7 protein-coding genes and 1 pseudogene are annotated in these 10737 nt (G+C 67.1%); 3 read left to right on the forward strand and 5 right to left on the reverse strand.

Annotated elements, in window-relative coordinates:
- Positions 1-81: 81 nt before the first annotated feature.
- Positions 82-1017 carry a DMT family transporter gene (locus AC2VLV_RS15095; protein ID WP_486990765.1) on the reverse strand — a complete coding sequence of 312 codons (936 nt, stop codon included), beginning with the start codon at positions 1015-1017 and terminating at the stop codon, positions 82-84.
- 210 nt (positions 1018-1227) lie between these two features.
- Between AC2VLV_RS15095 and AC2VLV_RS15100 the strand changes: the two genes are divergently transcribed.
- Entirely contained in the window at positions 1228-4587 is a 3360-nt protein-coding gene (locus tag AC2VLV_RS15100) for an EAL domain-containing protein (protein WP_486990766.1), read from the forward strand.
- A 27-nt stretch (positions 4588-4614) separates the two neighbouring features.
- Here the strand turns inward: AC2VLV_RS15100 and AC2VLV_RS15105 are convergent, their stop codons facing one another.
- The 3 genes from AC2VLV_RS15105 to lplT all read right to left on the reverse strand — a co-directional run bounded on the left by AC2VLV_RS15105 (position 4615) and on the right by lplT (position 7704).
- A complete protein-coding gene (locus AC2VLV_RS15105; RefSeq protein ID WP_486990767.1) occupies positions 4615-5418 on the reverse strand; it encodes a TlpA family protein disulfide reductase in 804 nt (267 codons plus the stop codon).
- Between the two features lie 58 nt (positions 5419-5476).
- A complete protein-coding gene (locus tag AC2VLV_RS15110) occupies positions 5477-6292 on the reverse strand; it encodes a mechanosensitive ion channel family protein (RefSeq protein ID WP_013104846.1) in 816 nt (271 codons plus the stop codon).
- An 83-nt stretch (positions 6293-6375) separates the two neighbouring features.
- Positions 6376-7704: a lysophospholipid transporter LplT gene (gene lplT / locus AC2VLV_RS15115; RefSeq protein ID WP_486990768.1), complete on the reverse strand. Its 1329-nt coding sequence runs from the start codon at positions 7702-7704 to the stop codon at positions 6376-6378.
- Between the two features lie 194 nt (positions 7705-7898).
- On the opposite strand from lplT, the gene alr reads away from it, so the two are divergent.
- Both alr and radA read left to right on the forward strand, forming a co-directional pair.
- Positions 7899-9002 (forward strand): alanine racemase, encoded by a 1104-nt coding sequence (alr, locus tag AC2VLV_RS15120; protein ID WP_486990769.1) that lies wholly within the window; start codon positions 7899-7901, stop codon positions 9000-9002.
- Position 9003: 1 nt separating this feature from the next.
- Positions 9004-10539, forward strand: coding sequence for a DNA repair protein RadA (gene radA / locus AC2VLV_RS15125; protein ID WP_486990770.1), 1536 nt, complete (start codon positions 9004-9006; stop codon positions 10537-10539).
- A 49-nt stretch (positions 10540-10588) separates the two neighbouring features.
- On the opposite strand, the pseudogene AC2VLV_RS15130 reads toward radA, so the two are convergent.
- A pseudogene (locus AC2VLV_RS15130) lies at positions 10589-10737 on the reverse strand (ethanolamine ammonia-lyase subunit EutC); the annotation flags it as partial.

A 10737-nucleotide genomic window follows, 5' to 3' on the forward strand; every position in this document is an offset into this window, starting at 1 on the left:
GCAACGAGAACCTCGGCGGCTTCACCGTGCGCTTCTCGCCCGACAACCACTCCGGCTCCGACTACGTGGACACCACCAGCATCACCGCGAGCGGCGGTTTCCGCCACTGACCTCCGGCACCGCGTCGGCCTCGGCCTGTTTCCGCGCCGGCCATGCGGCCAGCAATATCGCCAGCAGAATCAGGCCGCCGCCCCACAGCGCCTGCGCGCTCAAATGCTCGGCGCCGAGCAGCACGGCGCTGCCGCTGGCAAACACGATTTCCACCGTCATCACTACTGCCGTCAGCGCAGACGGCAGCCGCTCCGCGCCATACTGCAGCCCCAGATTCGCCGCCAGAAAGGCCAGCGCCATCAGCACCACGCCCATCATCCACCCCGGCGCCGGCGCGGGGATGGGCGCAATGCCGCCGCCGGCGGTCAGCAGTGCCGCGACGCCGCCCGCCACGATCACCCCGCCGGCGAACATCGCCAGGCCGCGCGCCTCGGGCGGTGTGTGCGCATACTTGCGCAGCAGCACATTGTTGAGCGCGAAAAACATGCCGCCGATCACGCCCAGCCAGTCCGCCGGGTGTTGCGGCAGCGGCAGACCGCCCCCCTGCGGCCACAACACCACCATCGCCCCAGCCAAAGCCAGCGCCAGGCGCAGCCCGACCAGCCGTGTGAGTCTTTCGTTCAATAGCCAGCGCGCCAGCAGTGTGGCCCACACCGGCATGAGGTAGAACAGCAGCACCACCCGCACCACGTCGCCCTCGGTCACGCCCCAGTTGAACGCCGCGTTCGTCGCCCCCGAGGCCAGCAGAATCCCCCACAGCGGTGGATTGCGCCACAACTCGCCCACCGCAGACGGTTTAGCCGCCACGATGAGGAGCGTGCAGACCGCATACATCGCCGCCGTCGCCCACAGCGGATTGAGCCCCAGGCCGTTGAAATGGCGGAACGGCCACCACGAAACGCCCCAGACGAAGGCATTGAGCATCAGACCGCCGATGGCGGCCAGGGTCATTTGGGAGGTAGGCATAGAAAAAACGCAAGTCCGCAGGGTGCGGATCAGAGGTGCGCAAGATAGCGGGTTTGCGCGCTGCGGGATGCGCTCTCGGAGCGCGGGGCGCATCGCGCGGCTTCGGGTTTTCGAGGAAAAATTCACGCCCCGTTCGGGCGGCGGCATCGTAAAGTTGCGTGCATCTGAGACAAGGGTGAGGAGTTGTCACCCTATCCGAAAATTGTAAACATGCAAGATCAGCCATCGTCACTCGGACTGCTCGACCTGCCCAGCGAGATTCTGCGGGGGCTGGCCGCGGGGCGGCCGGTCGCCGAGCTGGCGGCCGTGCTGTGCCGCATGGCCGAGCAGGCCGTGCCGGGACGCATTGCCAGCATCCTGCGGCTGGGGCCGGATGGCACTCTGCACCCGCTGGCGCTCCCCAGCGGCCCGCCTGAATTGTTGAGCGCCTTTGACGGACTCACACCTGGGCCGCATGCCGGTTCGTGCGGCAATGCGGTGCTGCACAACGCGCCCACATTCATTGCAGACATCCCCACGGATGATCGCTGGGACGACCTGCGGGCCGTGGCCGAGCAATGGAGTTTGCGCTCCTGCTGGTCGTGGCCGGTGCGCGACGGCGCCCAGGTCATCGGCAGTTTTGCCCTCACCGGGCTGGAGCCCGGAGCGCCCAGCGACGCCGATCTCAAGCTGCTCGAATTCGTCGCCTCGATGGTGGGCGCCTTGCTGCACATGGATCAGTTGCAGCGCGAGCGCGAGTCGGCCGCGCTGCTGCGTCAGGCCATGCTGGACAACGCGCTGGTCGGCATCGCGCTGGTGGGAGACCGCGTCATCCGCAGCGGCAATGCGCGCATGCTCGAGATGTTCGGTTACCCCGATCTCCAATCTCTCCAAGGTCTGCCAGCACGCGCACTTTATGCCAACGACGCCGAGTTCGAGGCCATCGGCGCCGATCTGTATGCCGCCATGGCGCGGGGTGAATCGGTCAAGCGTGAGTTGCGCATGCGGCGGCGCGACGGCAGCCTGTTCTGGTGCGAGCTGACGGGCCAGGCCGTCACGGGTCAGCCCGGAGTCGATTCGGTGTGGGTGGGGCAAGACATCAGCGAGCGTCGCGCCTCGCAGGAGCGCATGCGCTGGCAGGCCCGGCACGACGCACTCACCGGCCTGCCCAACCGCTATGCGCTCGACGAATGGCTGCCGCAGCGGTTGGCCATGGCGCAAGAGCGCGGCGCTACCGTGGCCCTCGGCCTGCTCGACCTCGACGATTTCAAGGCCATCAACGACGATTGGGGCCACGCCACAGGCGACGAAGTGCTCAAGCAGGTCGCGCAGCAGATCAGCGCCCACCTCGACCCGGACGATTTGCTCGCGCGCATCGGCGGCGACGAATTCGTCCTCGTACTCCAGGGCCCGCACGGCGCAGCCGACATCGAACGCCGCATCGAGGCGCTCGGCGCGCTGCTGCCGCTGACGGCGCCGCTGCCTCAGGGCAAAACAGGCCGCCTCGGGCTCAGCATGGGGCTGGCCCTGTATCCGCTGGACGGCCCCGACCCCGACACCCTGCTGCGCCGCGCCGATGTCGCGCTGCACAGCATCAAGCCGCACAAACGCACACGCCAGCACTGGTGGCTGCGTTGGGGTCAGGAGATCGAGGCCGATTTACTCGATGAGGGGCTGGACCACTGGGCGCCGCAGCCCTACGGCCCCTTGGCTGAATCCCTGCTGTGCATGGCCGTGTCGCATTTCCAATCGGCCTCTGATGAATTCGTCGAGCAGTTCTACCTTCTGGTGCAGCGCGATGCCGAATCGGCGCAGCTGTTCGGCCACCTCACAGAAGCCGAGTTCAACCATCTCAAGGCGCGGCAGGCCGATCAGTTTCGGCGCCTGCTCGACCCGAAGCTTGAGCTGACCGAACATGTGCGCGAAGCCACCCGCATCGGCCAGATCCACGCGCTGGTCGGGGTGCCCACACGGCTGCTGGTGCAATCCGCCGGGCTCTATCAGCAGGTGCTCATCGACATGAGCCACAGCCTGCGGGTGCGCCCGCGCGACCGACGACGCATCGTCCAGCTGCTGATTGCGCGCATGCAAACTGAATTGCAAAGCGAAATGGAAGCCGCGCAAGCGCTGCGCGAAACCTTCCAGCAATGCGTCATCGCGCTGGAACACGCGCAGCAGGATGGCCCGCCGTGGAGCGAGTTCATGCAAATGGCGCTCGACCGCCTTGTCACCCTGCCCGGGCTGAAAGCCGCCGCCATGGGAGCACCAGATGCCAACGGCGAATTCGTCATCGAACTGTCAGCCGGCTTCGAGCCCTTCGCCCGCGCCATGCACAAGCATTACGGCGGTCTCAAGGTGCCCAAGCTGCAGGGATCTCTGGCCGAAAGCAGCGGGCCCACAGCGACTGCCTGGCAAACCGAGCGCATCAGCACCCTGTCGAGCTACGCGGTCAAAGGCGTCGGGCTGCCCTGGCGCGACGCGGCGCTCGAAGTCGGCGTGCGCAGCTCAGCCTCCATTCCACTGACCGATCGCAATGGCCGCGTGGTCGTCATCCTCAGCCTTTACGGCGGCTATCCCGACATGTTCGAGCGCAGCGCCGCGCGCAGCTTTCTCGACAACCTCGGCCAGACGCTCAGCCGCGCCTGGCAACGCCTGCACGCGCATGCCCGGCAGCAGCCCGTGCCGGTGGCGCTGCGACAACGCTGGCGCAGCAGCCTGTTCGACGATGGGCTGGAAATGCACCTGCAACCCGTGGTCGATCTGCAGACCGGCGCCCCCTACGGCGTCGAAGCCCTGGCGCGTTTGCGCATGCTTGACGGCAGCCTCGCCATGCCGGGGCAGTTTCTGCCGTGGTTCGGCCATGCCGAACTGTCTCGCCTGTTCCGCGGCGGTCTGCAGCAGGCCCTGGCCCATATCACCCGCTGGGAAGCCGAGGGCGTGCGCCTGAATCTGGGGCTGAATCTGCCGCTCGACGTGCTGCTGCAGGAAGACTGCCGCCACCGCGTTGAATCGGCGCTGCGCGAGGCCGGTGTCACCCCCGATCGCCTGTCGCTCGAAATGCTGGAAAACGCCGAGTTCGACAACCCGCAGCGGCGCGACGCCGCCGTGCGCGAGCTGGCCGCCACCGGCGTGCGCCTGGTGATGGACGATCTGGGCAGCGGCTATTCCAGTCTGCTGCGCCTGCGTACCCTGCCCTTTCATACCGTCAAGATCGACCAGGGTCTGGTACGCGAAGCCGGGCGCGACCCCGAGCAGGTCATCGGCTTCATCGGTGCGCTGGTGCAACTGGCGCAGAGCCTGGGCCTGTGGGTCGTGGTCGAAGGGCTGGAGACCCCTGATCTGGTCGAAGCCGCCACCCTGCTGGGCGCCGATGCCGGCCAAGGCTACGCGCTGGCACGGCCCATGCCCGCAGCCGATGTGGCCGACTGGGTGCGCAACTTCCAATGCCCGGTCGATCCGCGCCAGCCCACCACCCCGCTCGGGCGGCTCGCGCAGGACTGGATGGCCCAGCATGGCCGACAACTCGCCAACGAATCGGCCCACCGCCTGCTGCAGGCCGCGCGCCGCAAGGCGCTCAACACCCGCGCCTGACGGCCGGAAAGCACCCGCTTGCGTTTTTTACTTCTGCAGTTCGGCAATGCCCTGCTGCAGCGTCGCGGCCGAGAGCTCGCCGATGTGCACGCGCTGCACCCGGCCGTCGGCGCGGATGAACAGGGTGGTGGGCAAGCCGGGAGACTGGTAGGCCGACAACAGACGGTTGTCCGGATCAAGCAGCACGCCGGGATCGGCGAGTTTCTCGCGCTGCAGATACGCCGCCACGCGCGGCGCCGCCTCACCTTCGTTGACCAGCACGATGCGCGCCCCGGTCTGCTGCTGCGCGGCCTGGATCAGCAGCGGCAGTTCGCGGCGGCAAGGCGGGCACCAGGTGGCCCAGAGATTGACCACCAGCGGCTTGCCCCGCAGGCTGGCCAGCGCCACAGGGCGACCCTGCAGCGTTTGCAGGGTGAGATCAGGCAGCGGCGGGCGCGTCGGCTGCAACAAGGTCAGCGCTCCCATGCCGGCCAGCACGATGGCCGCCCCGGCGCTGGCGCTCAGCGGCAGACTCATTCGCAAGGCCGGACGCCGCCAGACCCAGAACGCCACACCGGCTGCCGCCGCGGCCCAGCCGGCCCAAGGGTCGAAGCCGCGGTCGCGGATGTCGATCATCGCCAGCACGCTGGAATAGTCTGCACTGTGCCGCGCCACGAACACGGCGCGCGCCACGACCAGCGCCCCAATCAGCAGCGGCAGCAGCGCAGGCTCGGCATTGCCGCGCCCGGCCTTCTGCGCCATGCCCGCCACCCACACCGCCACGGCATAACCCAGCACCAGCAACAGCGGCGCCCAGGGCAGGACGATGGGGCCGAGGCGCAAGGCGTCCATGCTCAGCCCTGCCGACCGAGGCAACGCACGAACATCGACGGCCCGGCATTGCGCATGGTTACGCCGCCTTCCCCACCCAGACCTGCTTGGGCAGGGCGTAGGCGAAACCGGCCTGCGTCAGCGTTTCGCGGATGGTGCGGTTGGTGTCGAAATACACCTGCCAATAGTGGGCGTTGTTGCAGAAAGGAAAAACCGTGAGCACCGGCCCGACGCTGTTGAACTCCAGAATTTCAATCACCGGCGCCGGATCGGTCAGCACGTTCGGAATAGCCTGCACCTGCTTGCGCAGCAATTCCATGGCGGCGACATGGTCGGCGTCGCTGGAAAGCTGGCATTTGAGTTCGACGCGGCGGTAGTCGTTGGTCGAATAGTTTTCGATGTTGTTGCCCAGAATCTTGCCATTGCCGACAAAGGTGAGCACGTTGTCGAGGGTGACGATGGAGGTGACGAACAGCCCGACCTCCTTCACCGTGCCGGTCACATCACCCGCCTTGACGAAATCGCCCACCTTGAAGGGCTTGAGCACCAGCAGGAAGGCGCCGGCCGCGAAGTTGCCCAGCAGGCCGCTCCACGCCGCGCCGATGGCCACGCCAGCGCCAGCCACCAAGGCGGCGAAGGTGGTGGTCTGCACCCCGAAATAGCCCAGAATGGCCACGACCAGCACGATGTTCAGCGCAATGTTCATGAAGCTGAGCATGTAGCGCGTGAGCATGGGGTCGAAATGCTGCCGATCCAGCACGCCGCGCAGCAGTTTGTCGGCAATGCGGATGAGCCAGCGGCCCAGAATCCACAGCGCGATGGCCGCGAGAATTTTCATTCCCGCCTCGGTGGCGTATTGCAAAAGGAGGTTGCTGTAGTGCTGCACGTCATTCATGGTGGCGCTCCTGAAAAGGACATCGGGGGATAAAAACGAACCGATTTTGCGACGGTTTGAAGACAGGGCGAAGCGGCAGACTGTTAAGAATGATGCTCGCTGTGGCGCGCCTCGCCGATGAGCTGGGTCCAGTCGCGCTCGCGCTGGTTGCGGCGATACCAGAGGATGACCAGGAACATGCTGATGGTGACAAAAACGCCAAACAGCGCAATCACCCACGGCACCGGCAGATTCAGGCGAATGAGCAGGGCGTAGAACAACAGCATGAGCAGCACGCTGACGTTCTCGTTGAAGTTCTGTACCGCGATGGAATGCCCCGCCGACAGCAGCACATAGCCGCGGTGCTGCAGCAGCGCGTTCATCGGCACCACAAAATACCCGGCCAGCGCGCCGATGAACACCATGAAGCCGTAGGCGATCAGCATGTAAAGCGGCAGTTGCACCACCCAGAAGTGCAGCTGCACGTCGGGCAGCAGGTCGCGGTTGAAAAACGCCAGCGCCACGGTGGTCAGCCCCATACCCACACCCAGCGGCAGCACGCTCAGGCTCTTTTTCAGCGGCACGCGCACAGCGGCGCTGATGGCCCCAGCGGCCACGCCCAGCGCCACGGCCGCCTGCATCACCGACGCCATGGTGAGATCCAGCCCCAGTGCGTGCTCGGCCCATTTCAGCACAATGAACTGCAGCGTGGCCCCCGCGCCCCAGAACAGGGTGGTGACCGCCAGCGAAATCTGCCCCAGCTTGTCAGTCCACAGCACCTTGGTGCAATGCGCAAAATCCACCAGCAGCGCCACCAGCCGGGTTTTCTGTTTTTCGTAACGGGCCCCGGTGTCGGGAATGCGCAGATTGCACAGGGCCGCCAGCAAATACACCACGGTGATGACCAGAATGGCCGACTCGGGCGTGGTGTCGATGCCCAAGGTTGCCAGCCCGGGCAGCCCTAGCAAAAAGCCCGACGCCGCCTGGCTCACCAGAAAGCCCCCTAGCACCGTGCCCAGAATGATGGAACTGACCGTGGTGCCCTCGATCCAGCCATTGGCCGCGACCAGTTGCTGCGGCGGCAGCAACTCGGTGAGGATGCCGTATTTGGCCGGCGAATAGGCCGCCGCACCCAGGCCCACCACGCCATAGGCCAGCAGCGGGTGCACCGAAAACAGCATGAGCACCAGACCCGCCACCTTCACCAGATTGGTGATGAACATCACCTTCCATTTCAGAATGGCATCGGCAAACGCCCCCACGAAAGGCGCGAGCACCACGTAGGAGATGGTGAAAAAGAACTTGAGCAGCGGCGTCATCCAGTCGGGTGACTGCATCTGCACCAGCAGGGCGATGGCGGCGATGAGCAGCGCGTTGTCGGCCAGCGAAGAAAAAAACTGCGCCGCCATGATCCAGTAAAAGCCTTTTTTCATCGCGTGGCTGCCCGCGATGCTGCGGCAGGCTGTGTCGTATCGTTGGGTGAGAACAAGATCAGGGATTGCGATGAATGGGGCGGGCTGGCGCGGACGGCGTGGCGGGCTGCTTCAGCGCAGGCCCGCAGGCTGCCGCGGTTTATAGCACAGGGCATTTGCGACAATGAGCGCCTCTCACCTCCGCCCGAGCCGCCATGCCCCGCCCGATTTCCGCCGTGATCCACACGGCCGCGCTCTCCCACAACCTCCTGCGGGTCCGCCAGGCCACGCCCGCGAGCAAGGTCTGGGCCGTGGTCAAGGCCAATGCCTACGGTCATGGCATCGCCCGCGCGTATGGCGCGCTGCGCACGGCCGACGGTTTCGCCCTGCTCGATCTGGCCGAGGCCGAGAAGCTGCGCGCGCTGGGCTGGGTCGGCCCCATTCTGCTGCTCGAAGGCTGCTTCGCCCCGGAAGACCTCGCGCTTTGCGAACGCCTCAACCTCTGGCATGTGGTGCATTGCCGCGAACAGATCGACTGGCTGGCGGTGCACCGTGGCAACCGCACGCACCGCGTGTTTCTCAAAATGAACACTGGCATGAACCGCGTGGGCTTTTCGCCCGGGGCCTACGCCGCCGCCTGGGAGCGGCTGAACGCGCTGCCGCAGGTGGGCGAAATCACCCACATGACCCACTTCGCCTGCGCCGACGAAGCGGGCGGCATTGACGAGGCGCTGACGCGCTTCGCACGGGGAGTGGGCCATCTGCCCGGCGAACGCACCCTGGCCAATTCCGCCGCGGTGCTGATGCACGGCGCCGACCCGCGTGCCGCGGCCGACTGGGTGCGGCCCGGCATTGCGCTGTACGGCAGCTCGCCCACCGGGCTGGCGCCCGATGCGGCGCACTGGAAGCTGCGCCCCGCCATGAGCCTGCGCAGCGAGCTCATCGACATTCAGCACATCGCTGCTGGCGAGTGCGTGGGCTACGGCGCGCGCTTCACCGCGCCGCGCCCCATGCGCATCGGCGTGATCGCCTGCGGCTATGCCGACGGCTACCCGCGTGTCGCCCCGAACGGCACCCCGGTGGTGGTGGACGGGGTGCGCACGCAGTTGGTCGGCCGGGTCTCGATGGACATGATCACCGTCGATCTCGAACCCGTGTTTGCCGCAGGCAACCCGCCCATGATCGGCAGCCCCGTGCTGCTGTGGGGACAGGACGCGCAGGCCGAACTCTCGATCGACGAGGTCGCGGCTACCGCAGGCACCCTGGGCTACGAGCTGATGTGCGCCCTAGCCGCCCGCGTGCCGGTGCGGGTAGATTGATATGGCCAAACCCCAAACCGTTTACGTCTGCTCCGAGTGCGGCGGCAAGTCCGCCAAATGGCAGGGCCAGTGCCCGCACTGCCAAGCCTGGAACACCCTGATGGAAACGGCAGAGCGCGGCGCCGATACCGCCCGCCCCGGCGCACGTCACGGCGCGGCGGCAGCACAGTTCGCCGGGCGCGGCGGCCTCACCGCGGCGAGCGGCCCGGTGCTGCTCACCGAGGTGCAGGCCGAGCGCCACGCGCACCGCACCAGCGGCATCGACGAACTCGACCGGGTGCTCGGCGGCGGTCTGGTGCCCGGCGGCGTTTTGCTGCTCGGCGGCGATCCGGGTATCGGCAAGTCCACCCTGCTGCTGCAGGTGCTCGCGAGCCTGTCTGCCGAACTGCCGGTGCTGTATATCAGCGGCGAAGAATCCGCCGCGCAGGTGGCGCTGCGCGCCCAGCGCCTGGGCCTGAAAGACGCGCCGGTGCGGCTGATGGCCGAAACGCAGCTTGAGGTCATGCTCGAAGAGTTGGCACGCGGCCCCGGCGGCGGTTCGTCTGGCGTGCCACGAGCGAATGCGAGCGTGGGGGCCGACCCCGCCGCAGGGCCGCCCCAAGGCGGGGTCCGCCCCCTCGGGGGGCAGCGAGCGAAGGCGAGCGTGGGGGCCTATTCCATCGCGGTGATCGACTCTATCCAGACGGTTTACACCGAGGCGCTGTCCTCCGCGCCGGGGTCGGTGTCGCAGGTGCGCGAATGCGCGGCGCAGCTCACCCGCGCCGCCAAGGCCAGCGGCATCACCCTGGTGCTCGTCGGCCACGTCACCAAAGAAGGCGCGCTCGCCGGGCCGCGCGTGCTGGAGCACATGGTCGATACCGTGCTGTATTTCGAGGGTGACACGCAGTCGCGCTTTCGGCTGATTCGAGCCATCAAAAACCGCTTCGGCGCGGTGAATGAACTGGGCGTGTTCGCCATGACCGAGCATGGTCTCAAAGGTGTATCCAACCCTTCGGCCATCTTCCTCTCCACCCACGCCGAGCCGGTTCCGGGCACCTGCGTGCTCGCCACACTGGAGGGCACCCGCCCGCTGCTGGTGGAAGTGCAGGCGCTGGTGGACAACGCCGCCGCCCCCAGCCCGCGCCGCCTGTCCGTGGGGCTGGACGCGGCGCGGCTGGCCATGTTGCTGGCCGTGTTGCACCGCCATGCCGGTGTGGCCAGCGGCGATCAGGACGTGTTCGTCAACGCGGTGGGCGGCGTGCGCATCACCGAGCCCGCGGCCGATCTGGCCGTGCTGCTGGCCATTCAAAGTTCGCTGCGCAACCGCCCGCTACCGCGCGGTCTGCTGGCCTTCGGCGAAGTCGGCCTGGCCGGCGAAATCCGCCCTGCCCCGCGCGGACAGGAGCGCCTGCGCGAAGCCGCCAAACTCGGCTTCTCTGCTGCCATCATTCCGGCTGCCAATGCCCCCAAGGGCGCGGGAAAACAGTTCGAAGGGCTGGAGCTGCACCCGGTGTCGCGCATCGAAGAAGCGCTGGAAGTAGTGCGGGGTTTGGGCTGACCCCATCAACACCGGGCCGACGCAGGGGCGCTCTGATGTCGTAGTCCGGCTATTCCGACGGATCGCTGCCTTCCAGACGCGGTACCGCCTCGCTGTCATCCTTGAGGTCAACGCCCGATCGCCCCAGTCGCCGCGCCCCCGCCAGCAGCCACGCGAGCCGGTGCGCGGCATGAGCGTAGGGCAGACCTTCCGGGCGGA

This window comes from Thiomonas sp. TH-17 (assembly GCF_057473305.1).